Here is a 25,494-nt window from a genome sequence, read left to right as displayed (position 1 = left end):
TTCCCGCCTTTAAACATTTGGCGCTCGCTCCCACAGGCGCTAAATCTCTGAAGCCCGACAAAGTTGGAAAGCTTCTTGCAAAGCCACGCCCAGGCGCCCCCGGGGCGTCAAAGTTTTGCATCAAGAGGACTCGTGGTGGATCGCACTCAGTTAATCAGCAACGCCCGTCACAACCTGGCCGGGCTCGGCCGGGGCAACCTGGGCGTGCCGCTGTTGCTGCTGGTGATGTTGGCAATGATGATGTTGCCGATACCACCGTTCCTGCTCGACGTGTTCTTCACCTTCAACATCGCCCTGTCGATCGTGGTGCTGCTGGTCTGCGTATACGCCCTGCGCCCGCTCGACTTCGCCGCGTTCCCCACCATCCTGCTGGTGGCCACGCTGTTGCGCCTGGCCCTGAACGTGGCCTCCACCCGCGTGGTGATGCTGCACGGCCAGGAGGGCCACGGCGCTGCCGGCAAGGTGATCCAGGCCTTCGGCGAGGTGGTGATCGGCGGTAACTATGTGGTCGGTGCGGTGGTGTTCGCCATCCTCATGATCATCAACTTCGTGGTGGTGACCAAGGGCGCCGGGCGGATCTCGGAAGTGAGCGCGCGGTTTACCCTCGATGCCATGCCCGGCAAGCAGATGGCCATCGATGCCGACCTCAACGCCGGCCTGATCGACCAGGCCCAGGCCAAGCACCGCCGTGCCGAGGTGGCCCAGGAGGCCGAGTTCTACGGTTCGATGGACGGTGCCAGCAAGTTCGTCCGCGGTGACGCCATCGCCGGCCTGCTGATTCTGTTCATCAACCTGATCGGTGGCATGCTCATCGGTATGCTGCAGCACGGCATGAGCTTCGGCGATGCCGGCAAGGTATACGCCTTGCTGACCATCGGTGACGGTTTGGTGGCGCAGTTGCCGTCCCTGCTGCTGTCCACCGCTGCCGCGATCATGGTCACCCGCGCCTCGGGCTCCGAGGACATGGGCAAGCTGATCAACCGGCAGATGTTCGATTCGCCCAAGGCCCTGGCGGTGTCCGGGGCGCTGATGATCGTCATGGGCCTGGTGCCAGGCATGCCGCATATTGCCTTCCTCAGCCTCGGCCTGCTGGCCGGCGGTGGCGCCTACCTGGTGTGGAAGAAGCAGCAGAAGGCCAAGCTCGAGGCGCAGAGGGAAGCGCAGCGTCAGCAGGACCTGCTGCCTTCGCCGCAGCGTGCGCAGGAAACCAAGGAGCTGGGCTGGGATGACGTAACGCCCATCGACATGATTGGCCTGGAGGTTGGCTACCGGCTGATTCCGCTGGTCGACCGCAACCAGGGTGGCCAGTTGCTGGCGCGGATCAAGGGCGTGCGCAAGAAGCTCTCGCAAGACCTCGGCTTCCTCATGCCCACCGTGCACATCCGTGACAACCTCGACCTGCAGCCCAGCGCCTATCGCCTGACCCTGATGGGGGTGATCCTGGCCGAGGCAGAGATCTACCCGGACCGTGAGCTGGCCATCAACCCTGGCCAGGTGTTCGGCACCCTCAACGGGATTGCCGCGCGCGACCCGGCGTTTGGCCTGGAAGCGGTGTGGATCGACGTCGGCCAGCGCGCCCAGGCGCAGTCGCTGGGCTATACCGTGGTCGATGCCAGTACCGTGGTGGCCACCCACCTCAACCAGATCCTGCAGAAGCACTGTCACGAGCTGATCGGCCACGAAGAGGTCCAGCAATTGCTGCAGGTGCTGGCCAAGGCATCGCCTAAACTTGCCGAGGAGCTGGTGCCAGGTGTCATTTCCTTGTCGGGCCTGCTCAAGGTGCTGCAAGCGCTGTTGTCGGAGCAGGTACCGGTGCGCGATATTCGCAGCATTGCCGAGGCGATCGCCAACAACGCCAGCAAGAGTCAAGATACCGCCGCGCTGGTGGCGGCGGTGCGCGTCGGATTGTGCCGCGCCATCGTGCAAAGCATTGTCGGCGTTGAGTCGGAGCTGCCAGTGATTACTCTGGAGCCAAGGTTGGAACAGATTTTGCTCAATAGTCTGCAAAGGGCCGGGCAAGGTCAGGAAGACGGTGTTCTTCTGGAGCCGAGCATGGCCGAGAAGCTGCAGCGTTCGCTGATCGAAGCGGCCCAGCGCCAGGAAATGCAGGGCCAGCCGGCCATCCTCCTGGTTGCCGGCCCGATCCGCGCCATGCTGTCGCGTTTCGGTCGCCTGGCTGTACCGAATTTGCATGTTCTGGCGTATCAGGAAATACCGGACAACAAGCAAGTCACCATCGTTGCCACCGTGGGCCCTAACGGCTGAGGTAGTGGATAATGCAAGTTAAGCGATTTTTCGCCGCCGATATGCGTCAGGCCATGAAGCTGGTCCGTGATGAGCTGGGCGCTGATGCCGCCATCATCGGCAACCGCCGCATCGCCGGGGGTGTCGAACTGACGGCTGCGCTGGACTACAAGCTGTCCGCCCTGGCCCCGCGTGTGCCCAATGCCGAGCTGGAAGAAGAGCTGCGCAAGACCCATACGCGCATCGCCACTGCCCGTGCCGAGCTGGATCCCCGCCCGGACAGCAGTGACAACAACCGCCAATTGTTCGCCGGGCAGTCGCTGACCGCCGCCGAGCCGTTGATCGAACCACACGTCGACGCCCCCGCGCCTGCCGCTGCAGCCCCGGCTGCGGCGCCGGTCGATGCGCGCCTGGTCGATGCCATGCGCTCCGAGCTGTCTGGCCTGCGCGAGCTGCTGGAAGTGCAGCTCGGCTCGCTGGCCTGGAACCAGCTGCAGGGCAGCAAGCCGCAGCAGGCCACGCTCTGGCGCCGCCTGCAGCGTATCGGCCTGTCTGGCCCGATCGCCCGCGAGCTGCTCGACCTGACCGCCGACATCGAGGAACCACGGCAAGCCTGGCGCATGTTGCTGGCGCACCTGGCGCGGATGATCGACATCCCCGAGATCGAGCCGATCGAAGAGGGCGGGGTGATCGCCATGGTCGGCCCTGCCGGCATGGGCAAGACCACCACCTTGGCCAAGCTGGCCGCGCGCTACGTGCTCAAGTACGGCGCCCACAACCTGGCGCTGGTGAGCATGGACAGCTTCCGCATCGGCGCCCAGGAGCAGCTCAAGACCCTGGGCCGCATCCTCAACGTACCGGTGACCTACGTCGACCCTGGCCAGTCACTGGCTGCGGCGCTGGAGCCACTGCTGCGCAAGCGCGTGGTGCTGATCGATACCGCTGGCCTGCAGGCCAGCGACCCGGCCCTGCGCATGCAACTGGAAACCCTGGCCGGGCGCGGCATTGCCGCGAAGAACTACCTGGTCCTGGCTACCACCAGCCAGAAGCAGGTGCTGACCGCCGCCTACCACAGCTACAAGCGCTGCGGTCTGGCCGGCTGCATCCTGACCAAACTCGATGAAACGGCAAGCCTGGGTGATGTCCTGAGCCTTGCCATCAGTCATGAACTGCCAGTGGCCTACCTGACCGATGGGCCGCGCATTCCTGACGACCTGCACCTGCCGCGCGGGCACCAGTTGGTGTCGCGCGCGGTCAATGTGCAGCAGCAGGACGAGCCCAGCGAAGAGGCCATGGCCGACATGTTCGCTGATCTCTATCACAACCCACGGCGAGCGGGTTGATGATGAAGCGTGTGCAAGGTAGCTATGCCAAGGGGTACGCAGAATTGCCCCACGTGTGGCCTGAGTCCCAGCGAGACAAGGTAAATAACAGACATGGGTAGCATGCATCCCGTACAGGTGATCGCCGTGACCGGTGGCAAAGGTGGCGTCGGCAAGACTAACGTTTCAGTGAACTTGTCTCTGGCGCTGGCCGAGCTTGGCCGCAGGGTCATGCTGCTCGACGCCGACCTGGGCCTGGCCAACGTCGACGTGTTGCTTGGCCTGACGCCCAAGCGCACCCTGGCCGATGTCATCGAGGGGCGCTGCGAGCTGCGGGACGTGATGCTGCAGGGCCCTGGCGGTGTGCGCATCGTCCCGGCGGCCTCGGGCACCCAAAGCATGGTGCACCTGGCCCCGGCCCAGCATGCCGGGTTGATCCAGGCGTTCAGCGAAGTCGGCGACAACCTCGACGTGCTGGTGATCGACACCGCTGCCGGTATTGGTGACTCGGTGGTCAGCTTCGTCCGCGCGGCCCAGGAAGTGCTGCTGGTGGTGTGTGACGAGCCCACGTCGATCACCGATGCCTACGCCCTGATCAAGCTGCTCAACCGCGACTACGGCATGAACCGCTTCCGGGTGCTGGCCAACATGGCGCAGAGCCCGCAGGAAGGGCGCAACCTGTTTGCCAAGCTGACCAAGGTCACCGACCGCTTTCTCGACGTTGCCCTGCAGTACGTGGGTGCCGTGCCCTATGACGAATGTGTGCGCAAGGCCGTGCAGAAGCAGCGCGCGGTCTATGAAGCCTTCCCACGCTCCAAGTGCGCGCTGGCCTTCAAGGCGATTGCCCAGAAGGTCGACAGCTGGCCGCTGCCGGCCAACCCGCGCGGTCACCTTGAATTCTTTGTCGAGCGCCTGGTGCAACCCACCAGCGCGGGACCTGTGTTATGAACGCCAGTGGTTTCAAGATGTATAGCCGAGCATCGAAAGACGCGCAGTACGAGCTGATCGAGCGCTACGCCCCGTTGGTCAAGCGCATCGCCTACCACCTGTTGGCGCGGCTGCCGGCCAACGTGCAGGTCGAGGACCTGATCCAGGCCGGCATGATCGGCCTGCTGGAAGTGGCCAACAAGTACGATGCCAGCAAGGGCGCCAGCTTTGAAACCTACGCCGGTATCCGTATTCGTGGGGCCATGCTCGACGAAGTGCGCAAGGGTGACTGGGCGCCACGTTCGGTGCACCGCAACACGCGCATGGTCAGTGACGCGATGCGTGCCGTGGAGGCCAGAACCGGGCGTGACGCTAAAGATCATGAAGTTGCTGCCGAACTCCAGTTGAGTCTCGATGATTACTACGGGATCTTGAACGATACCTTGGGCAGCCGCCTGTTCAGCTTCGACGACCTGTTGCAGGACGGCGAGCACGAAGGGCTGCATGAGGATGGTGCCAGTGGTCAGGTCGAGCCTGCGCGTGGCCTGGAGGACGAGCGCTTCCAGGCGGCCCTGACCGAGGCCATCGCCAACCTGCCGGAGCGTGAACGCCTGGTGCTGGCGCTGTACTACGACGAAGAGCTGAACCTCAAGGAAATCGGTGAGGTGCTCGGGGTCAGCGAGTCGCGAGTCAGCCAGTTGCACAGCCAGTGTGCCGCGCGCCTGCGCAGCCGCCTGGGTGAATGGCGGGCGCGTTGAACCCGGTGTCGTTGCAGTCGTTTTCCACGTTGTACCCAATTGATTGAATGCGCGCTCGGGGCCGAGCGCGTTAGAGACTGCTTGGAGGTCTACTTGAACAAAGACATGAAAATCCTCATCGTTGACGACTTTTCGACGATGCGGCGGATCATCAAGAACCTGTTGCGTGACCTGGGCTTCACCAACACGGAAGAGGCCGATGACGGCATCACCGCGCTGCCGATGCTGGAGAACGGCCACTACGATTTCCTGGTGACCGACTGGAACATGCCCGGCATGTCCGGCATCGACCTGCTGCGCAAGGTGCGTGCCAGCGACAAACTGAAAGCCATGCCGGTACTGATGGTGACCGCCGAGGCCAAGCGCGACCAGATCATTGAAGCGGCCCAGGCCGGGGTCAATGGTTATGTGGTCAAGCCGTTCACCGCCCAGGTGCTCAAGGAAAAGATCGAGAAGATCTTCGAACGCGTCAACGGCTGAGTCTCGTCAGGGGGGCGCCATGGATTCATCACAAACCTCTTTGGGCGAGTTCGAGTCGACCCTGAAGAAGCATGCCCAGGAACTGGTCGCAAGCCTCGAGCACGGCCGGTTCGGCGAGGCGGTGCAGCTGATCCACGAGCTGAACCAGACCCGTGACCGCGGCCTGTACCAGGAAGTCGGCAAGCTCACCCGTGAGTTGCACAGTGCCATCGTCAGTTTCCAGATCGACCCGACCATGCCGCAGGCCGAGGAGGTGTCGCAGATAACCGACGCCACCGAGCGCCTGTCCTACGTGGTCAGGCTCACCGAGGGCGCGGCCAACCGCACCATGGACCTGGTCGAGGAAAGCACCCCGGTGCTCAACGACCTGGCCAGCGAGGCTGCGGCCCTGAGCAGCGACTGGCAGCGGTTCATGCGCCGCGAAGTGGCTGCACCGGAGTTTCGCGACCTGGTGAAACGGGTTGACAGTTTCCTGACGCACAGCGCGGAAGGTAACCGCAAGGTCGCCGGCCACCTCAACGACATTCTGCTGGCCCAGGACTATCAGGACCTGACCGGCCAGGTGATCAAGCGCGTCACCGCGCTGGTGACCGAAGTGGAAAGCAACCTGCTGAAACTGGTGCTGATGGCCAGCCAGGTCGACCGCTTTGCGGGCATCCAGCATGACCACGATCAACTGCGCGCAGAAAAAGATCGAGAAAAACATCCGACTCGGGGTGAAGGTCCGCAGATTCATGCCGATAAGCGTGAAGACGTCGTGTCCGGTCAGGACGATGTCGATGATCTGCTGTCCAGCCTGGGTTTTTAAGGAGCACCTTTGATGAGCTTCGGCGCCGATGAAGAAATCCTCCAGGATTTCCTGGTAGAAGCCGGCGAAATTCTTGAGCAACTGTCCGAGCAACTGGTCGAGCTGGAAAGCCGGCCCGACGATGCCGACCTGCTCAATGCGATCTTTCGCGGTTTCCACACTGTAAAAGGGGGCGCCGGCTTCCTCCAGCTCAACGAGCTGGTGGAGTGCTGCCATATCGCCGAGAACGTGTTCGACATCCTGCGCAAAGGTGAGCGCCGGGTCGATGCGGAACTGATGGATGTGGTGCTCGAGGCACTGGATACGGTCAACAGCATGTTTGGCCAGGTGCGCGAACGCAGCGAAGTGACCCCAGCCACCCCCGAGCTGCTGGCGGCGTTGTCGCGCCTGGCCGAGCCGGGCGCTGCGCAAGAAGCCGAAGCGCCTGCCGCTGCGGCAGCGGAGCCGGTTGTCGAGGCTGCCGCCGAAGAGCAGGACATTACCGACAGCGAGTTCGAGCAGTTGCTCGACTCGCTCGATGCGGTCAAGGCGCAAGCTGCGGCCGACGAGCAGCTGCAGGGCGAGACCGTCAGTGGCGAAGGTGACGAGATCACCGACGCCGAGTTCGAATCGCTGCTCGACCAGTTGCACGGCAAAGGCCAGTTCACTGCCGAGCTTGCCGCGCCAGCGGTCGCCAGTGCGCCGGAAGCGGCCAGCGACGAGATTACCGACGCCGAATTCGAATCGCTGCTCGACCAGCTGCATGGCAAGGGCACGTTCCAGGCTGATGCCTTGCCGGCCGCCAAGGCCTCGGCGCCTGCCGCCGCTGCCCCTGACGCCGGTGGTGACGAAATCAGCGAGCACGAGTTCGAGGCGCTGCTGGACCAGTTGCACGGCAAGGGCAAGTTCAGCGGCGAAGTGGCCGCTGCCGAAGCCCCCGCTGCGGCCAAGGTGCAAGCGCCGGCTGCCGCCAAAGCCGACAGCCAGCCAGCGGCCAAGCCTGCTGCAGTGCCAGCGCCAGCCCCAGCTGCGGCTGCGGCTCCGGCAGCAGCCAGCAAGCCTGCTGCGGCACCACGCGCGCCGGCCCCGGCTGCCGACAAGCACGGTGCCAGCGAAGCGGAAACCACCGTGCGGGTCGATACCGCGCGCCTGGACGAGATCATGAACATGGTCGGCGAACTGGTGCTGGTGCGTAACCGCCTGGTGCGCCTGGGCCTGAACAGCGGCGACGAGGCCATGTCCAAGGCCGTGTCCAACCTCGACGTGGTCACCGCCGACCTGCAGACCGCGGTGATGAAAACCCGCATGCAGCCGATCAAGAAAGTCTTCGGCCGCTTCCCGCGCCTGGTACGTGACCTGGCCCGCCAGTTGAAGAAAGAGATCAACCTGGAGCTGGTCGGCGAGGAAACCGACCTCGACAAGAACCTGGTCGAGGCCCTGGCCGACCCGTTGGTGCACCTGGTGCGCAACGCGGTCGACCACGGCGTGGAAATGCCTGACGAGCGTGAGGCTGCAGGCAAGCCGCGGATGGGCCGGGTGGTACTGTCGGCGGAACAGGAAGGCGACCATATCCTGTTGTCGATTTCTGACGACGGCAAGGGCATGGACCCCAACATCCTGCGCGCCAAGGCCGTGGAAAAGGGCCTGATGGACAAGGACGCCGCCGATCGCCTGAGCGAATCGGACTGCTACAACCTGATCTTCGCCCCGGGCTTCTCGACCAAGACCGAGATTTCCGACGTGTCCGGCCGTGGTGTCGGCATGGACGTGGTGAAGACCAAGATTTCCCAGCTCAACGGCTCGATCAACATCTTCTCGGCCAAGGGCCAGGGCTCGAAGATCGTCATCAAGGTGCCGCTGACCCTGGCGATCATGCCGACCCTGATGGTGATGCTGGGTAACCAGGCGTTCGCCTTCCCGCTGGTCAACGTCAACGAAATCTTCCACCTCGACCTGTCGCGCACCAACGTGGTCGACGGCCAGGAAGTGGTGATCGTACGCGACAAGGCATTGCCGTTGTTCTACCTCAAGCGCTGGCTGGTCCAGGGCCAGGTGCACGAAGAGCAGCACGAGGGTCATGTGGTGATCCTGTCGGTCGGCACCCAGCGCATCGGCTTTATCGTCGATCAACTGGTTGGCCAGGAAGAAGTGGTAATCAAGCCGCTGGGCAAGATGCTGCAGGGCACCCCGGGGATGTCCGGGGCCACCATTACCGGCGACGGTCGCATCGCGTTGATTCTCGACGTCCCGAGCATGCTCAAGCGTTACGCCGCACGGCGTATTTGATTTCGGTGGCGCACCCTGGCGGGTTGCGCCACCTAACGGAGTGTTTATGGCAGTCAAGGTCCTGGTGGTGGATGATTCCGGTTTCTTCCGCCGCCGCGTCTCGGAAATCCTCGCGGCGGATCCGACGATCCAGGTGGTGGGTACCGCGACCAACGGCAGGGAAGCAATCGACCAGGCGCTGGCGCTCAAGCCCGATGTCATCACCATGGACTACGAAATGCCCATGATGGACGGCATCACCGCAGTGCGGCACATCATGCAGCGCTGCCCGACGCCGGTGTTGATGTTCTCCTCGCTGACCCATGAAGGCGCCCGCGTCACCCTCGACGCACTGGATGCCGGGGCGGTGGATTACCTGCCGAAGAATTTCGAGGACATCTCGCGCAACCCGGAGAAGGTCAAGCAGCTGCTGTGCGAAAAGGTGCATACCATTTCCCGCAGCAACCGCCGCTTTGGCAGCTACGCCAGCCCCGCGCCAGTGGCTACGCCGGCGCCTGCCAGCAGCTTCGCCAGCCCGGCCTCGGCACGTACGCCGGTGACTACCCGTGCGGCAGCCCCGGCCGCCGCGCCAACGCATGCGCCGGCGCCCAAGCGCAAGCCTTACAAGCTGGTGGCCATTGGCACCTCCACCGGTGGCCCGGTTGCCCTGCAGCGTGTGTTGACCCAGCTGCCAGCCAACTTCCCGGCACCGATCGTGCTGATCCAGCACATGCCGGCGGCGTTCACCAAGGCTTTTGCCGAACGCCTGGACAAGCTGTGCCGCATCAGCGTCAAGGAGGCCGAGGACGGCGACATGCTGCGCCCCGGCCTGGCCCTGCTGGCCCCCGGTGGCAAGCAGATGATGATCGACGGCCGTGGCACGGTGAAGATCCTGCCCGGTGACGAGCGCCTCAACTACAAGCCGTGCGTGGACATCACCTTCGGCTCGGCGGCCAAGTCGTATGGCGACAAGGTGCTGTCGGTGGTACTTACCGGCATGGGCGCCGATGGCCGTGAAGGTGCACGCCTGCTCAAGCAGGGCGGCAGCACGGTGTGGGCCCAGGATGAAGCCAGCTGCGTGATCTATGGCATGCCCATGGCCATCGTCAAGGCCAACCTTGCCGACGCGGTGTACAGCCTGGACGATATCGGCAAGCACCTGGTGGAGGCGTGCGTCTGATGGACGTGCTCAGCCTGATCGGCCTGATCCTCGCGTTCGTCGCCATCGTCGGTGGCAACTTCCTCGAAGGCGGCCACGTTGGTGCGCTGATCAATGGCCCTGCGGCGCTGATCGTGCTTGGCGGTACCCTGGCGGCGGCCTTGCTGCAGTCGCCGCTGGCGTCGTTCAAGCGCGCCTTGCAGATCCTGCGCTGGATCCTGTTTCCGCCACGGGTCGACCTGGCCGGCGGCATCGATCGCGTGGTGAACTGGAGCCTGACGGCGCGCAAGGAAGGCCTGCTGGGCCTGGAAGGGGTGGCCGATGCCGAGCCCGACCCGTATGCCCGCAAAGGCTTGCAACTGCTGGTGGACGGCGCCGAGCCGGAGGCCATCCGCAGCATCCTCGAGGTTGATTTCCTGACCCAGGAAAGCCGTGATATCCAGGCCGCCAAAGTGTTCGAGAGCATGGGCGGCTACGCGCCGACCATCGGCATCATCGGCGCGGTGATGGGCCTGATTCACGTGATGGGCAACCTGGCGGACCCGTCGCAACTGGGCAATGGCATTGCCGTGGCCTTCGTCGCCACCATCTACGGTGTGGCCAGCGCCAACCTGGTGTTGCTGCCGATCGCCAACAAGCTCAAGGCCATTGTCATGCGCCAGTCGCGCTACCGCGAGATGTTGCTCGAAGGCCTGCTGTCGATTGCCGAAGGCGAGAACCCCCGCTCGATCGAGCTGAAGCTGCAAGGCTTCATGGAGTAACCCATGCGTCGCCGTCGTCATGCCGAGGAACACGAAAACCACGAACGCTGGCTGGTGTCGTACGCCGACTTCATCACCTTGCTGTTCGCCTTCTTCGTGGTGATGTACTCGATTTCCTCGATCAACGAGGGCAAGTACAAGGTCATTTCCCAGGCCTTGCTCGGGGTGTTCAACGACCCCGAACGCAGCATGAAGCCGATCCCCATCGGCGACGAGCGGCCGCTGAGCGTGCGCCCGGCCGAGCCCCTGGTCAAGGACAGCGAACAGACCGATGCGGCCCTGGCGGCGAGCACTGCCGACCCGCTGAAAACCATCAGCGATGACGTGCGTGATGCCTTTGGCGACCTGATCAGCAGCGACCAGATGACCGTACGCGGCAATGAACTGTGGATCGAGATCGAACTCAATTCCTCGTTGCTGTTCGGCAGCGGCGATGCCATGCCCAGCGACAAGGCATTCGCCATCATCGAAAAGGTGGCCGGCATTCTCAAGCCGTTCGCCAACCCGGTGCATGTCGAAGGCTTTACCGACAACTTGCCGATCCGCACCGCGCAGTACCCGACCAACTGGGAGCTGTCGTCGGCGCGCGCGGCGAGCATCGTGCGCCTGCTGGCCATGGAAGGGGTCGACCCGGCACGCATGGCCTCGGTGGGCTACGGCGAGTACCAGCCGGTGGCCAGCAACGATACGGCCGAAGGGCGTGCGCGTAACCGCCGCGTGGTGCTGGTGATTTCGCGCAACCTCGAAGTGCGCCGCAGCCTGACTGGCTCGGGCAGCGCCAATGCCAAGCCGGATGCGGCATTGCGCCGGGCTGGCACACAAAGTGCACCGGCAACGCCAGCAACGGTGGCGGGGCAGTGATCCGTCAATTCCCCGACGCTGCGATGTACATGATAGTGGATGTGGCGCTGTCAGCTGTGGGAGCGGGCGTGCCCGCGAAGCAGTCGATACGGTGAATGGCACCGGCTGCGCCGGTGTTCGCCGGCTTGGCCGCTCCCACAGCGACCGCGCGAGCTTTCGAATTTTGCGCAAGACAGTTGCCCCCGCAGTGTTCCTGCCAAATCAATAGATAGAGTTTGCTTGATGAGAGTCTGGGCAGTAGCCAATCAAAAAGGTGGCGTCGGCAAGACCACCACTACCATCGCCCTGGCCGGCCTGCTGGCCGAGGCCGGCAAGCGTGTGGTCGTCGTCGACCTCGACCCGCACGGCTCGATGACCAGTTACTTCGGGCACAACCCGGATGCCCTGGAGCACAGCTGCTACGACCTGTTCCTGCACAAGGGCGCGGTGCCCGAAGGCCTGCCCGGGCAGTTGCTGCTGCCCACCAGTGACGAGCGCATTTCGCTGTTGCCGTCGAGCACCGCGCTGGCCGTGCTCGAGCGCCAGTCGCCAGGGCAGAACGGTCTGGGCCTGGTCATCGCCAAGAGTCTGGCGCAGCTGTGGCAGGATTTCGACTTCGCCCTGATCGACAGCCCGCCGTTGCTCGGCGTGCTGATGGTCAATGCCCTGGCTGCCAGCCAGCAGCTGGTGATCCCGGTGCAAACCGAGTTTCTCGCGGTCAAGGGCCTGGAGCGCATGGTCGGCACCCTGGCCATGGTCAATCGCTCCCGCAAGCAGGCGCTGCCGTACCAGATCGTGCCGACCCTGTTCGACCGGCGGACCCAGGCCTCGCTGGGTACCCTCAAGCAACTGCGGGACACTTATGGCCAGCATGTGTGGCAGGGCTATATCCCGGTGGATACGCGCCTGCGCGATGCCAGCCGCAAGGGCGTCACGCCCTCGCAATTCGACAGCAAGAGCCGCGGCCTGGTGGCCTATCGGGCGCTGCTCAAGCACCTGCTGACTTACAAGACTGCGGCGCAGGTGGCCTGATGACCCAGACCCGAACAACCAGCAGCCGGCCACAGATGGCCCTGCAATCCTACCTTGACGGCCTGCTGCAGGACGCCACCGAGGCCGACGAGCTGCTCGCAGCGCCCGCAGTGGCAGACGAATTTGCCGACGCGGTGCGCGAAGAACAGGCGCGCGATGCCCGGCAACCGGCCACGCCAGCAGCGCTCCAGGCCAGCGCCAGCCCGGCGCTGCGGCCGTTCGCCGAGCCCAAGCTGGCGGTATTGCCCAGCGTGATGCCGGTCGACGCCCCGGTGGTGTCGGTGGTCGAGCGCGAGGTCGTGGCCGAGGCCAGCATTCCGGTGCTGATCGAAGAACCCAGCGTGGTGGCGGTGCCATTGGTGGATGTGCACCTGCCGGCGCCCAACCTGCCCGGGCCGCCGACCACCGTCGATGGCCGCCCGGCCTGGGCGGCCGAGCCATTCGAATGCCTGCTGTTCGACGTGGCCGGCCTGACCCTGGCGGTGCCACTGGTGTGCCTGGGCTCGATCTACTCCCTGGCCGGCCAGGAACTGACGCCGTTGTTCGGCCAGCCTGACTGGTTCCTGGGCATCCTGACCTGCCAGGCCGGCAACCTGAAGGTGCTGGACACCGCGCGTTGGGTCATGCCTGACCGCTACCGCGATGATTTTCGCCAGGGCCTGCAGTACGTGATTTCCGTACAGGGCTATGAATGGGGGTTGGCCGTGCACCAGGTCAGCCGCTCGTTGCGCCTGGACCCGGCCGAGATCAAGTGGCGCAGCCAGCGTGGCCAGCGCCCGTGGCTGGCCGGCACGGTTATCGAACACATGTGTGCATTGCTCGACGTCGCTGCGCTGGCCGAGCTGATCGCCAGCGGTGCAGCCAAGCAATTGCATGCGAAACAGAAATGACACCGAACACACCGCCAGTGGCGGATATTGAGGGTAGGGGAATGAAAAAGTCGTCTGCACAAGGTTCCGAAGATCCGATCCTGCAATGGGTTACCTTCCGTCTGGACAACGAGTCCTACGGCATCAACGTGATGCAGGTGCAGGAAGTGTTGCGCTACACCGAGATCGCCCCGGTACCGGGTGCGCCAAGCTACGTGCTGGGCATCATCAACCTGCGTGGCAACGTGGTGACGGTGATCGACACCCGTCAGCGCTTTGGCCTGATGCCGACCGAAGTCACCGACAATACCCGCATCGTCATCATCGAGGCCGACAAGCAAGTGGTCGGCATCCTGGTCGACAGCGTGGCCGAAGTGGTGTACCTGCGTCAGTCCGAGATCGAGACCGCGCCGAACGTGGGCAACGAAGAGTCGGCCAAGTTCATCCAGGGCGTGTGCAACAAGAACGGCGAGCTGCTGATCCTGGTTGAACTGGACAAGATGATGACCGAGGAAGAGTGGTCCGAGCTGGAGAATATCTGAGTTGATCCTCGAGGTTGCTGTCATCTTCCTGGCGCTGGTCTGGGCTGTGAGCCTGTGGTTTTTCCTCAACTACAGCAAGCGCCAGCGCGAGCTGGCCGCCCAGCAGGCGGTGGGGGATGCGCTGCGTGACCAGCGCATCAAGGACCTGGCCAAGCGCCTGGACGACTACCAGAACGGTACCGTGCGCATGGGCGAGGCGCTGCACGCGTTGAGCGTGTCGGTTGCGCCACTGCCGGACAGGATCCAGCAGCTGGAGCAGCGCGACCCCGAAAACGTCACCTTCACCCAGGCGGCCAAGCTGGTGGGCATGGGCGCCAGCGTGGCCGAGCTGACCGAAAGCTGCGGCCTGACCCAGGCCGAGGCCGAACTGATGAGCAAGCTGCACCGCAACGGTTGATACAGGTGCCATCAGTGAGGGCTGGCCTGGGTCGCCAATGGGCTTGAGGGCAACCATTGGCGAGCCGAGCGCTGCCGCAACGCAGTAGCGGGCAAACCGCCTCAGGTGCTGCTCCAGGAATGGTTGCCACCCACCTTGGCAAAGCGGTTGAGCGGCAGCAGGCTGCGCACGGCCTGCTGGCTGCGATGCGGGTCGATGAACGGGTGGTCGTTGACCAGCGGCACGCTCCAGAAGTTGAATATCTGGCGCAACGTACGCAGCCCCGGCAAATGCCGGTCGACCACATCGCTGAGCAGGGCTGGGCCTGTGAGGTAGCTGAGGCGGTTGGCGTAGCGATAGAAGTTCGCCGGGTCTTCAGCCAGGCTGGGCCTGTTGTCGTAGAAGTCCGGGTTGGTCTGGAAGCGCGCATGCATTTCTTCGGAAATCGCCTCCAGCGTCGGGTTGCCGGCGTGGCTGCCGATCAGGCTGGTGTTGTACAGGCAGTTCATGCCCAGCTTTTCGTTGGACATGGGCGGGGACAGTAGCAAGCCTTCCGGGGTGGTGCGCAGTTCGACCTGGTCGATGGCCTCGCCGGGCCTGCCGACAGGTTGCCCGTCGACGATGCGCGGGTATTCACCCACCGCCAGCAAGGTATCGTCGATGTCCATGTACAGGCCCCCTTGGTGGTACAGCATCGGGTAGCGCAGCACGTCGGAGGCCGAGGCGTAATTGGTGGCGATACCCCCATTGCCGTCCAGGGCAGCTTCGTACTGGGCGTAATACCTGCTCTGGCGGAAAGCCCTGAAAAAGGCCTGTTCTTCCAAAGGCAGCACCTGCAAGCCAGGCGCGTACTCGGCCAACCGCCGTAAGTTTTCGCCATAAACCTCGGGCGCGGCGCTGGAGAGGAACAGGCGCAGGGTATATTCGCTGTGTTCGAGCCGCCTGGCATTCTGGCCGAGGTTGGCCAGCAGCTGCCGGCTGATGAGCTTGTCTCCTACCCACAGGCACGACACCTTCTTCGCAATCGGTGCGCTGTTGGCGGGTAAAGAGGGTATTTCCACCGGCAAAGCAAGCTCGACGCCGAGCGCCCGCAGGGTGCGGCTGCGCATGGCGTGGGTCACCACACGGCGGGCGGGTGCCGGTTGCAGGTTGCTGCTGCCGGCGGCGGCAAGGTAGCCTGGCGGGTCGATTGCGTTGCGCGCCTGGTCGGGTATGAACACGTCCCGTTCGAGGTCGTACACCATGTTTTCGGTATAGTTATCGATTTGCCCCTGAAGGCTGTCGAAGCCACCCGTGTAGGCCGGCACGCGGATTATCGAGTCGGCCACGGCCTGGTCGCCGCCGGTCACGGGCGGGATAGCGTCAGGCATGTGGAAGTAGCGCACGCCCTCGGGCTCTGGGAAGCGGGGCGGGGAAAGGGGGCTCAACGGGTAACCGAGCTGTTCGTTCAAGCGCACCGGCATGACGAACGCATCCTGCTTGAACTCGAACAATGCCTTGGCCTTGCTGGCGCCGGCGATGGCCAGCGGCACGGCATTGAACAGGCCCCAGGTAATATTGCCGACACCGGCTTCCTGGTCCTTCAATGACTTGCCGTTGATTGCCTGGTCCAGACCCAGGCCCAGCTGCGCGATGCCGCCGGCTGCCAACAGCGGTGCCAGGCCTGGTACCACCAGGCACAACGGCGCCAGCAGGTTGAGTGTGGTGGTCAGGTAACCGAGCCATCGGGCCTTGCTGACCTGGCTGTCGCGGGTAATGAGGAAATCGGCATCATCGTAACTGCGCTGGCGCTGGCGTTCGGCCAGCGCCTGGAACAGGTCACCGGTTATCTTCGGGTTGTATTTGCCAGGTCGGTAGTTGACATAGGTCCGCGGTGGCCAGATGCCGTCGTCGTTGAAGTAGCCGTGCTCGGGTGGCAACCGATGGCTGGCGGGGTACGCCGCCAGGCCTTCCAGGGCGGTATCCAGGCCGCTGAAGTCAAGGCCTTGCGGGCGGTCGGCCAAGCGAAAGTGCTGCTTCAGGGCCAACCGCCTGGCGGGCTCCTTGCACTGTTGCCCGATCCAGTCCTTCATGGCGTTTTCGCTGGCAAATTCCAGCAGCGGCGAGCTGTTGCCGGGGATGTACAACAGGGTCAGGCCGCTGGCCTTGTCGTTCAGATACAGGATGTCGGTAGCGGCGTAGCCGTAGATGCTGAGGGTGCTCAGGCGTACATTGGCGCCCGGCGGCATCAGCCCGCCAGCCCGCCATGCCAGCTGCCTGGCCGCTTCGCTGAGGCTGCCTTCGCCGACCTGCCTGTTGCAGGCGGCAATGAAGTTGAGTTTGCTGACCAGGCGGTGATCGGGCAAATGGTCGCGCCAGTAGCGGTCGAGCTGCGCCTTGAACGGCGCATGGAAATCCAGTTCGTGGATGAATTGCTGAAAGGCCTCGGCAGCGATCGGCAGGTGCGTCGAGGCGTCATACCGTTGTGGCTTGGTGCGGCGGAACAGGCCATTGAACACCGAGTAGGCGGCGCCCTGATGGATGATGCCAGGCGCAGGCAGGGTTTCGACCAGCCGCAGCGGGCCATTGGGCAGCCTGCCAGCCCAAGGTGCGCGAAGCAGGTCACCGAACAGGTCGTTGTCGGATTCGCCTTGCCAGTTGCTTAGCAATGCCTGCGGCAAGCTCAGGCACTGGGTGATGGCAGCGAGATGGCCGCCGCTGCCATCCGGGCAGTAGTGCAGGGTGACGATATCGATCTGTTCGGGGTCGACGTCATGGCCTCGCTGCTTGAGCCATTGGCCGATGGCCCGGTTGGCTTCGCGGTCCGGACGGGGGATATGGCTGAGATGATCGCGGACGTAATTCACGCCAGCGGTGTTGATGCGGCTGGTGGGCATGGTATTCGCCTTGCTCGTTGAAAGAACGGCAAGGGTGAACGGCTGGCGTGGCCAGCGGTGGTAGATAACTACCGGCGCTCATCCGCAGGCAACAGGGCGGTTACCGGAGTGATGTCGCGTGGCGTGCCGGGTTCGTCGCTGAAGCCCGCCGGCACTTTGCCGCGCAGCTGCCAGGCGAAAGCGATGATCTCGGCAATGGTCAGGTACAGCGCCTCGGGGATCTGCTCGCCCAGTTCCAGGCGTGCCAGCAGCCGCACCAGTTCGGCGTTTTCATAGATCGGCACTTCATGTTCACGGGCGAGTGCCAGGATGGCCTCGGCCAGTGCGTCATCGCCCTTGGCGCTGAGGGTAGGGGCTTGCTCGCCGTCATAGCTCAGGGCGATGGCCTGGCGGGGATGTTGGCCGCTCATGCGTTTTCGTCCACCCAGCGTTGTTCTACCCGGGTGCGCGGCCCTTGTGGTGGCGTACCGGGGTGGCACGCCAGGTCGTCGACATCCAGGCCTCGGGCCAGCAGCCGTTGGCGCAGGCTGGCAAGTTCGGTTTCGATCAGCCGCGCGGTTTGCTCGCGCTCCGCCCACAACTGGCCGCTCAAACGGCCTTGGCTCAACTGCGCCTGCACCTGCAAGGGGCCCAGGGGCGAGAGGTCGAAGGCCAGTTCGATGCGCCATAGCGCTTGCAACGGGTCTTGTGCTTCGTGCTGGCGGTCGGCCTGTTGTTGTGGCGTTTCCTCGCGCTGCAGCCTCACCTGCAAAGGTATGAACTCCTGGCCTTGACGGATCGGCACCTCGGTCTGCCAGGTGGTCTGCAGGTTGCCGTTTTCCAGGGTGCCGGTCTGTTGCAGGCTGCTCATGGCGTGGCTTTGCAAGCGCGATACCGCTGCGGCGGCGAGGCGCAAGAGCTGTTGCAGGTCGCCCTCGTCGGCCATGGCCGCCAGCAGCCGCGCCGGTAGCGGAAACGCGCCAGGCTGCGGCTTGGGGCTGACCCGTTCGAGCATGCCCAGTGCCGTGCGCGCCATTGCCGGCATGGTCACGGCCAGGCTGGCGGGCGCCAGGCCGGGGGGGCCGGGCAAGCTGGCCGGGGCCTGGCTGATCAGCCGCAGCAAGTGTGCCTTGAGGTCGCTGGCGATGCCGCTGGCGGGGCCGCTCAGCAACTTGGCCTCAAGAAACGCACCGCTGTTGTTCAGGGCTTGGGCCAGCGTCCTGGCATCGCCCAGTTGCCTTGCCTCTGGCAGGCTGGCCAGCAGGCGCTCGGCGCTGGCACGCAGCTCGCTATCGACGCCGGAGGCATGGGTCAGCTGTTGCAGGGCCTGGAGCAGGCCGGGCAGCGAAGCCTGGCGGTTCTGCTGGGCCTGCAACTGCTGGGCGATGCTGAGCTGCTCTTGCCGGCCGCTGAGCGGTACGAAACGCAGCGATTGGTCACCCTGCACCTGGGCGCTGAGCAGGCTGCCGATAGCCAGCGGCCGCGGGCTGTCGACAGCCAGGGTAGCCCCGGCCTGGGCGCTGTCGAGCAGGCTGACCAATGCCCGGTAAACGGCCGGTTGCCCGACTGCCTGGGGTAACAGCTGGTTGGTCAGCACCTTGCCCTGCAGTAGCGTGCCGACCGGTACCTTGCTGGTGTCCAGGCGGGTGAGGGTGGCGACCTGGCTGGCGCTTGCCTGTTGCAGCAGGATGGCCAGGCGGTCGCTTTCGGTCTGGCTGACGGTGACCTGGCTCCCCTGTGGCAGGGGCTGGCTTGCGCTGGCCTGGAGCTGCGTCTGCACGCCATCTGCGCGCACCAGGCGCAGCACCAGTTGAAAGTCCTGGCCGGTCTGGCGCAACGACATGACCTCGGCTTGCGCGGTCTCGCCGGGGGCCAGCAAACCGGGCAGCGGCTGGATCAGGCGCAGCAGTTCGCCAGTCATGCCGGCTTTCATGGCTTGGCTGGTGATTGCGTTCTGTGCGCTGAGGCTATTGATTTCGGTCATGATCCTGTACAGCCTGTAGAGCCCGCCCTCTCGGCACCATGGTGGCGCATGCACGACGCCTGCCACGCATCGTTGCCAGTATAACGGCCGCGAAGCCGTCGACTTGAGAAGCACAGAGAGGGTTGGCCTGAGTGCCGGGCCTCCGGCCAACCCGGTGGCAATGCTCTGCTAGGCTCTGTGTGAAAAGCCTTGATACTCGGTGATGCTGCGTTGAAAACAGCCTCGGAATGCTCATTTACAACCCGTAAACTCCGCTTCCTCGGCTGTTTTCGCCTTGCCTGACCTTCGTCTCAAGACTTTTCACACAGACCCTAGGCTCTGTACGAAAAGCCTTGATACTTGTTCATGCTGCGTTGAAAACAGCCTCGGAATGCTCATGTACTCCAGTACACTCCGCTTCCTCGGCTGTTTTCGCCTTGCCTGACCTTCGTCTCAAGACTTTTCATACGGAGCCTAGTGGTTCAGGTGCCGCCAACCGAACCCTTTGTTCACCCGGACTATCCGTGATACGCGGAACATCGATTGCAGCGTGGCCTGCAGCTCGGCTTCCGACACCGGATGCAAGTCTGCCCCCAGTAATGTGGGCGTGCTCAGCAGCGGGCAGCTCAGCAGTTTGTAGATTTGCCGCATTTGCCTGTGTGCAGGCAGGGCCCTGTCGACGACATCATTGAACATACCGACACCGGTCAACTCGTTCAGTGCCTTGGTGTAGCTCGCGTATTTGGGCGCATGCGAGCCGCCGAGCGGCCAGTGCTGTTTCTGTGTGAAAAAGCCTGGGCGAGCGTCCAGGCGCAGTTCCATTTCGTCGAGCACCTGGCGCAGGGTCGGGTTCCCCGGATGGCTACCCATCACGCTGGTGTTATAGAGCTGGTGGATGCTCCTGAATGGGTTCGAGGTGGGTTGCTCCAGCAACAGCCCATTGCGGGCGACGTTCAACGGCACATTGCCGATCCAGTCGTGGGGTGCGCTGGTGTTGATGATACCTGCCGCGGCAGGATGCCCGGCCGGGGCCAGCAAGTCATTGTTGATGTCCATGTACAAGCCGCCTTCGTGGTACAGCGCATGGTACTTCAGCATGTCATTGGCTGCTGTCAGATGAGAGCGTCCGGGCTCGGGGCCCTCCATGGCCGCAGCGTAGTAACGCCGGGAATACCCCATGTTGCGGTAGAACTCCTGTTGTTCGAGGACCCGTACCTGCAAGTCGGGGGCGGCGCTGGCCAGCGCGCGGCTATTGATTGCGAAGGCGTCGTAGCTTGCGTTGGACAGGTAGAGGACGTGGGTGAAGCCGGCGTCGTTGAGCAGCCTGCCGTTACGGCCGATCTGTTCCAGCAGCGCCGGTGAGATGAGGTCACGGCCAGGCCAGGTATGGATGACTTTGCTGGGAATGGGCAGCTGATCGCCTTGGGTGACCCGTGGCACTTCGACGGGCAGCGGTAGCTTGATGCCCAGGCTGCGCAACGTGCGTTCACGCATGGCATCGGTCACCTGACGGGGGCCGTTGATCTCGGGTTGATAGCGGTTCAATTGCGCGTTCTCGGCGATGAAACGGGCCGGAGCAACGTCGCCAACGTCGCTGGATCTGACGAATGCGTCTGCATCCAGATCATAGACATAGTCGGTCTCTGGATGACGCACGTCGATCAGGCTGTCCATGCCGGTGTGAGTGGTTTGTCGGCTGATGACCGTCTCGGGGCTGTGCGGCAATGGTTCCACGGCAACCGGCTGCTCGAAATACTTGTGGAAGTTGCTGCCACCCCAGTGCGGCCTGGGCGCTCGGGTCGGGCTGAGTGGGTAGCCGATCTGGCCGTTGATCCTGCGCGGGAAGATGAAGCCGTCGAACTGGGCGCGGAATAATCGTTTGCTGCCACTCCATCCCGCGTTTACCAGTGGTGCTGCACACAATGCACCGAAGGCGACGTTGCTGGCACCGTCCAGTTTGTCTTGCAGGCTCCTGCCATTGATGACCTCATCCAGGCCCAAGCCAAGCTGGGCAATGCCGCCAACCGCAACCACCCATCCCAAGCCCGGTACGAGCAGCGACAAAGGCGCCAGCAGGTTCAGCGAAAGGTTCAGGTAACCGCGCCATTTCGCCTTGATGACGTCGCTGTTGGTGGTGATCAGGTAGCGTGCGTCGTCATAGCTACGTTGTTTGTGCCGCAAGGCGATATGTTTGAACAGACCGTCGGTTATCACCGGGCTGTATTCGTCGACCTTGTAGTTGATGTACTCGGTTGACCAGCCGCGCGATGGAATGATCACGTTGTTCACCTGCACATACTGGGTACCGTGGTAACTGGCCAGGCCTTCCAGCGTGGCTTGCAGGCCGGAGTAGCCAAGCCCGCTCTGCAAGTCGTCCAGGCGGAAATGCGCCATCAGTGCCTTGCAAGGCTCGGCAGCCCTGCATTGCTCCACCAGCCAGGACTTCATGGCCTCCTGGTTCTGGAACTCATGCAGGGGGGACGAGTTGCCGGGGATATACAGCAGGGTCAGGCCCGAGGCGCGATCGCTGAGGCAGGCAATGTCAGTGGCGACATAACCATAGAAGTTCAGCATGCGGGCTTCGACCAGGCTGTCCTGGGCGGGGGCTGCGCCGTCATCGATGGCGATACCGGCCGAGCGCCAGGCAAGCTGGCAACCGGCTTTGCTCAGGCTGCCTTCCGCGACCTGCTTGTTACACGCAGCGATGAAGTTCACCTGGGCCAGCATGGCGAAATCATCGAACTGCTGCAGCCAATAGTCGTTCAGCTGGCTGAAGAATGCGTCTTCGATATCCAGCGCCCAGATGAATTGCTGAAACGCTTGCAGGTCCGCGGCGATTTGCGCCTCGCGGGCATACTGCATCGGGTCGGTTTTACGGAACAGGCCTTGGTACACCGCATAGTCTTGCAGTTCGCCCTCCTGGGGCAGCCGATCGACGATATGCACCTGGGCACTGGAAAAGGCTTGCGACCAGCTCGTCTGCGGCAGGCTCCATTCCTTGAACAACCCTATCAGGTCAAGGGCGACAAGCGCCCCTGGGCGGCCAAGCGCGGTGCTGGCGGCGCTTTGCAGGTCGATGGATGGCGCCTGCCACTTCGACAACAAGGCCTGACTGAGTGGCATTTCCTCCACCACCTGGGCTAGCCAGCCCCCCTTGGGGTCGGGCTTGTAATGCAAGGTAACGGCAACTGTCGTGTCGGGATCGAGATCGGTGCCGTGGGTTTTCGCCCATTGGCGTATTTTTTCTGCAGCAATTCGATCGGGGCGAGGGATGGCGCTGAGGTGGTTGCGCGTCTGTTCAGCCGCTAACGGGTGCAAGTAAGTGTTCATGTCTAGACCTGCCAGTTGATGGAACTGGCATGGTCGGGCCAGGCCGGGCAGGCCTGGGGGTATGTATTTATGTGGCTTGGCAGGCCGGGACTATTGATTTCAGTCATGATTGTATACAACCTGTTGAGCCTGCCCTCTTGGCAGCGCGACGGTGCATGTAATAATGCCGACCGCCCGTCGTTGCCGGTATAACGGCAGCGCCGGGCGATACCGCCCCTGAAGCCCTGTACAGATAAGGCGAAACCGTGACCCTTCACCTCCAAGCCGCAGGCCTGGCCTGCGAGCGCGACCGGCGCCTCTTGTTCGAGCAGCTGGCGTTCGAACTGCGGCCCGGCGACATGCTGCAGATCAGTGGCCCCAACGGCAGCGGCAAGACCAGCCTGCTGCGCCTGCTGGCCGGCCTGATGCAGCCGACGGCCGGGCACATCCTGCTGGACGGCAAGCCGCTGTCCGAGCAGCGCCATGCCCTGGCCAGTATCCTGCTGTGGATCGGCCACGCGGCCGGCATCAAGGACCTGCTCAGCGCTGAAGAGAACCTCACCTGGCTGTGTGCGCTGCACCAGCCGGCCAGCCGCGAGGCAATCTGGAATGCGCTGCAGGCTGTGGGCCTGCGCGGTTTCGAAGATGTGTCCTGCCACACCCTGTCGGCAGGCCAGCAGCGCCGCGTGGCGTTGGCCCGGCTGTACCTGGCCAGCCCGCCGCTATGGATTCTCGACGAACCTTTCACCGCCCTCGACAAGCAAGGCGTGGCGCAGCTTGAAGCGCACCTGGCGGCGCACTGCGAGCAGGGCGGTACGGTGGTGCTGACCACCCACCACACGCTGGCGCGCAAGCCCTCCGGCTACCGTGAACTGAACCTGGGGCAATGGGCAGCATGAGCGTATTCGTCCTGTTGTTGCGCCGCGAAGCGCGGCTGCTGTTCCGCCGCCCGGCCGAGCTGGCCAACCCGCTGGTGTTCTTTGCCATCGTGGTGGCGTTGTTCCCGCTGGCGGTCGGCCCGGAAAGCCAATTGTTGCAAACCTTGTCGCCAGGCCTGGTCTGGGTGGCGGCACTGCTCGCGGTACTGCTGTCGCTGGACGGCCTGTTCCGCAGTGATTTCGAGGACGGCTCGCTGGAACAATGGGTGCTGTCGCCGCATCCGCTGGCGTTGCTGGTGCTGGCCAAGGTGCTGGCGCACTGGATCTTTTCCGGGCTGGCACTGGTATTGTTGGCGCCGCTGCTGGCGCTGATGCTGGGGCTGCCAAGCCATTGCCTGCCGGTGCTGCTCGGCTCGCTGCTGCTGGGCACGCCGGTCCTGAGCCTGCTGGGCGCCGTCGGCGCGGCGCTGACGGTCGGGCTGAAGCGCGGCGGTTTGCTGCTGGCATTGCTGATTCTGCCGTTGTATATCCCTGTATTGATCCTGGGCAGTGGTGCGTTGCAAGCGGCATTGCAGAATATGCCGGCAACCGGCCACCTGCTCTGGCTGGCCAGCCTCACCGCCCTGGCCGTGACCCTGGCACCCTTTGCGATAGCGGCCGGCCTGAAGATCAGCGTCGGCGAATAACGAGTCCCGGGCTTCCAAGCCCGGCCAATACCCTGGATGTACCCTGATGAAAATAAGCTGGACGTGGTTCCACAAGCTGGGCTCCCCGAAATGGTTCTATGCCATCAGCGGCCGCATGCTGCCGTGGCTTGCCGGCGCTGCCGTGCTGCTGTTGCTGGTCGGCATCACCTGGGGCCTGGCGTTCGCCCCCCAGGACTACCAGCAGGGCAACAGCTTCCGCATCATCTACATCCACGTGCCAGCAGCGATGCTGGCGCAATCCTGCTACGTGCTGCTGGCCGTGGCCGGGGTGGTGGGGCTGGTGTGGAAGATGAAACTGGCCGACGTCGCCCTGCAGTGCGCCGCACCGATTGGCGCCTGGATGACCGCCGTGGCGCTGGTTACCGGTGCCATCTGGGGCAAGCCGACCTGGGGCAGCTGGTGGGTCTGGGATGCGCGGCTGACGTCCATGCTCATCCTGTTGTTCCTGTACTTCGGCATTATTGCGTTGGGCCAGGCGATCAGTAATCGTGACAGTGCGGCCAAGGCCTGTGCGGTGCTGGCGATCGTCGGCGTGGTGAACATCCCGATCATCAAGTATTCGGTGGAGTGGTGGAACACCCTGCACCAGGGCGCCACTTTCACCCTCACGGAAAAACCGGCGATGCCTGCTGAAATGTGGCTGCCGTTGCTGTGCACGGCGCTGGGCTTCTACTGCTTCTTTGGCGTGGTGCTGCTGCTGCGCATGCGCCTGGAAGTGCTCAAGCGCGAAGCTCGCGCCAGTTGGGTCAAGGAGGAAATATTGAACAGCCTGGGGCGGAGGGCCGCACCATGAGTTTTGCCACCTTCGGTGACTTTCTCGCCATGGGCCAGCATGGCCTGTACGTGTGGACGGCCTATGGCATCTGCCTGGCAGTGCTGGCGCTGAATGTTGCCGCACCCGTGCTGGCCCGCCGTCGCTACCTGCAAGATGAGGCGCGTCGTTTGCGCCGGGAGAACAACCAGTGAATCCGCAGCGCAAGAAACGCCTGTTGCTCATCGTCGGCCTGCTGGTCGGCGTCGGGGTTGCCGTCGGCTTTGCCTTGAGCGCATTGCAGCAGAACATCAACCTGTTCTACACCCCGACCCAGATCGCCAACGGCGAGGCACCGCTGGATACGCGCATTCGCGCCGGCGGCATGGTCGAGAAGGGCTCGGTGCAGCGTTCTGCCGATTCGCTCGACGTGCGCTTCGTGGTCACCGACTTCAACAAGTCCGTGCCGATCACCTACCGCGGCATCCTCCCGGACCTGTTCCGTGAAGGGCAAGGCATCGTCGCCCTCGGCAAGCTCAACGGCGACGGCGTGGTGGTCGCCGACGAGGTGCTGGCCAAGCACGACGAGAAATACATGCCGCCCGAAGTGACCAAGGCCCTGAAGGAAAGCGGCCAGGCGGCTGGCGGCATGGAGGCCAGGCCATGAAC

At 63.8% G+C, this 25,494-nt stretch carries 23 protein-coding genes; 19 read left to right on the top strand and 4 right to left on the bottom strand.

What is annotated here, in order from left to right; all coding sequences use genetic code 11:
* Window positions 1–135 precede the first annotated feature (135 nt).
* From flhA to ACJA3S_RS17690, 14 genes are all read left to right on the top strand, one after another.
* Window positions 136–2,265, top strand: coding sequence for a flagellar biosynthesis protein FlhA (gene flhA, locus ACJA3S_RS17755; RefSeq protein ID WP_170031090.1), 2,130 nt, complete (start codon window positions 136–138; stop codon window positions 2,263–2,265).
* Between the two features lie 11 nt (window positions 2,266–2,276).
* Window positions 2,277–3,587: a flagellar biosynthesis protein FlhF gene (gene flhF, locus ACJA3S_RS17750; protein ID WP_170031089.1), complete on the top strand. Its 1,311-nt coding sequence runs from the start codon at window positions 2,277–2,279 to the stop codon at window positions 3,585–3,587.
* A gap of 84 nt (window positions 3,588–3,671) precedes the next feature.
* Window positions 3,672–4,514, top strand: a complete 843-nt coding sequence (gene fleN / locus ACJA3S_RS17745; protein ID WP_406822272.1) for a flagellar synthesis regulator FleN — start codon at window positions 3,672–3,674, stop codon at window positions 4,512–4,514.
* Window positions 4,511–5,251, top strand: a complete 741-nt coding sequence (gene fliA, locus ACJA3S_RS17740; RefSeq protein ID WP_046614576.1) for an RNA polymerase sigma factor FliA — start codon at window positions 4,511–4,513, stop codon at window positions 5,249–5,251. Before fleN ends, fliA begins: the two co-directional genes overlap by 4 nt.
* A 105-nt stretch (window positions 5,252–5,356) precedes the next feature.
* Window positions 5,357–5,731, top strand: coding sequence for a chemotaxis response regulator CheY (locus ACJA3S_RS17735; protein ID WP_170031088.1), 375 nt, complete (start codon window positions 5,357–5,359; stop codon window positions 5,729–5,731).
* Between the two features lie 19 nt (window positions 5,732–5,750).
* Window positions 5,751–6,539, top strand: coding sequence for a protein phosphatase CheZ (locus ACJA3S_RS17730; protein WP_170031087.1), 789 nt, complete (start codon window positions 5,751–5,753; stop codon window positions 6,537–6,539).
* Between the two features lie 12 nt (window positions 6,540–6,551).
* Window positions 6,552–8,804, top strand: a complete 2,253-nt coding sequence (locus tag ACJA3S_RS17725; protein WP_406819457.1) for a chemotaxis protein CheA — start codon at window positions 6,552–6,554, stop codon at window positions 8,802–8,804.
* Between the two features lie 46 nt (window positions 8,805–8,850).
* Window positions 8,851–9,963, top strand: coding sequence for a chemotaxis response regulator protein-glutamate methylesterase (locus ACJA3S_RS17720; RefSeq protein WP_406819456.1), 1,113 nt, complete (start codon window positions 8,851–8,853; stop codon window positions 9,961–9,963).
* A complete protein-coding gene (locus ACJA3S_RS17715) occupies window positions 9,963–10,703 on the top strand; it encodes a flagellar motor protein (protein ID WP_186679796.1) in 741 nt (246 codons plus the stop codon). Before ACJA3S_RS17720 ends, ACJA3S_RS17715 begins: the two co-directional genes overlap by 1 nt.
* Before the next feature lie 3 nt (window positions 10,704–10,706).
* Window positions 10,707–11,564 carry a flagellar motor protein MotD gene (gene motD / locus ACJA3S_RS17710; RefSeq protein WP_170031080.1) on the top strand — a complete coding sequence of 286 codons (858 nt, stop codon included), beginning with the start codon at window positions 10,707–10,709 and terminating at the stop codon, window positions 11,562–11,564.
* A gap of 222 nt (window positions 11,565–11,786) precedes the next feature.
* Complete coding sequence (locus ACJA3S_RS17705; protein ID WP_170031078.1) at window positions 11,787–12,575, top strand: ParA family protein; 789 nt, start codon at window positions 11,787–11,789, stop codon at window positions 12,573–12,575.
* The gene (locus ACJA3S_RS17700; RefSeq protein ID WP_406819455.1) at window positions 12,575–13,465 is read left to right on the top strand and encodes a chemotaxis protein CheW; all 891 of its coding nucleotides are present in this window, start codon (window positions 12,575–12,577) and stop codon (window positions 13,463–13,465) included. Before ACJA3S_RS17705 ends, ACJA3S_RS17700 begins: the two co-directional genes overlap by 1 nt.
* A 41-nt stretch (window positions 13,466–13,506) precedes the next feature.
* Window positions 13,507–13,986 (top strand): chemotaxis protein CheW, encoded by a 480-nt coding sequence (locus ACJA3S_RS17695; protein ID WP_003254393.1) that lies wholly within the window; start codon window positions 13,507–13,509, stop codon window positions 13,984–13,986.
* A gap of 1 nt (window position 13,987) precedes the next feature.
* Window positions 13,988–14,383 carry a DUF2802 domain-containing protein gene (locus ACJA3S_RS17690; protein WP_406819454.1) on the top strand — a complete coding sequence of 132 codons (396 nt, stop codon included), beginning with the start codon at window positions 13,988–13,990 and terminating at the stop codon, window positions 14,381–14,383.
* Between the two features lie 101 nt (window positions 14,384–14,484).
* Here ACJA3S_RS17690 and ACJA3S_RS17685 read toward each other — a convergent pair whose 3' ends face one another.
* The 4 genes from ACJA3S_RS17685 to ACJA3S_RS17670 form a co-directional block, all read right to left on the bottom strand.
* Window positions 14,485–17,238 (bottom strand): dermonecrotic toxin domain-containing protein, encoded by a 2,754-nt coding sequence (locus tag ACJA3S_RS17685; protein ID WP_406819453.1) that lies wholly within the window; start codon window positions 17,236–17,238, stop codon window positions 14,485–14,487.
* A 68-nt stretch (window positions 17,239–17,306) separates the two neighbouring features.
* Window positions 17,307–17,648, bottom strand: a complete 342-nt coding sequence (locus ACJA3S_RS17680) for an EscU/YscU/HrcU family type III secretion system export apparatus switch protein (RefSeq protein WP_406819452.1) — start codon at window positions 17,646–17,648, stop codon at window positions 17,307–17,309.
* Window positions 17,645–19,201 carry a flagellar hook-length control protein FliK gene (locus ACJA3S_RS17675; protein ID WP_406819451.1) on the bottom strand — a complete coding sequence of 519 codons (1,557 nt, stop codon included), beginning with the start codon at window positions 19,199–19,201 and terminating at the stop codon, window positions 17,645–17,647. Before ACJA3S_RS17675 ends, ACJA3S_RS17680 begins: the two co-directional genes overlap by 4 nt.
* A 453-nt stretch (window positions 19,202–19,654) precedes the next feature.
* Entirely contained in the window at window positions 19,655–22,510 is a 2,856-nt protein-coding gene (locus tag ACJA3S_RS17670) for a dermonecrotic toxin domain-containing protein (RefSeq protein ID WP_406819450.1), read from the bottom strand.
* Window positions 22,511–22,755: 245 nt separating this feature from the next.
* Here ACJA3S_RS17670 and ccmA point away from each other — a divergent pair, with 245 nt between their 5' ends.
* The 5 genes from ccmA to ccmE are packed head-to-tail and all read left to right on the top strand — an operon-like array spanning window position 22,756 to window position 25,492.
* Window positions 22,756–23,388 (top strand): cytochrome c biogenesis heme-transporting ATPase CcmA, encoded by a 633-nt coding sequence (gene ccmA, locus ACJA3S_RS17665; RefSeq protein ID WP_406819449.1) that lies wholly within the window; start codon window positions 22,756–22,758, stop codon window positions 23,386–23,388.
* Complete coding sequence (gene ccmB, locus ACJA3S_RS17660) at window positions 23,385–24,053, top strand: heme exporter protein CcmB (protein WP_025753825.1); 669 nt, start codon at window positions 23,385–23,387, stop codon at window positions 24,051–24,053. The genes ccmA and ccmB overlap by 4 nt, the downstream gene beginning before the upstream one ends.
* Before the next feature lie 46 nt (window positions 24,054–24,099).
* Entirely contained in the window at window positions 24,100–24,867 is a 768-nt protein-coding gene (locus ACJA3S_RS17655; RefSeq protein ID WP_406819448.1) for a heme ABC transporter permease, read from the top strand.
* Window positions 24,864–25,040: a heme exporter protein CcmD gene (gene ccmD, locus ACJA3S_RS17650; RefSeq protein WP_170031060.1), complete on the top strand. Its 177-nt coding sequence runs from the start codon at window positions 24,864–24,866 to the stop codon at window positions 25,038–25,040. Before ACJA3S_RS17655 ends, ccmD begins: the two co-directional genes overlap by 4 nt.
* Window positions 25,037–25,492, top strand: a complete 456-nt coding sequence (gene ccmE / locus ACJA3S_RS17645) for a cytochrome c maturation protein CcmE (RefSeq protein ID WP_170031058.1) — start codon at window positions 25,037–25,039, stop codon at window positions 25,490–25,492. Before ccmD ends, ccmE begins: the two co-directional genes overlap by 4 nt.
* Window positions 25,493–25,494: the final 2 nt, after the last annotated feature.

It is taken from the genome of Pseudomonas sp. KnCO4, assembly GCF_045344305.1.
In the GTDB taxonomy this organism is placed as follows: domain Bacteria; phylum Pseudomonadota; class Gammaproteobacteria; order Pseudomonadales; family Pseudomonadaceae; genus Aquipseudomonas; species Aquipseudomonas anuradhapurensis.
The sequence above is the reverse complement of the archived record's forward strand: the minus strand, read 5'-3'. Positions and strand labels throughout refer to the sequence as shown.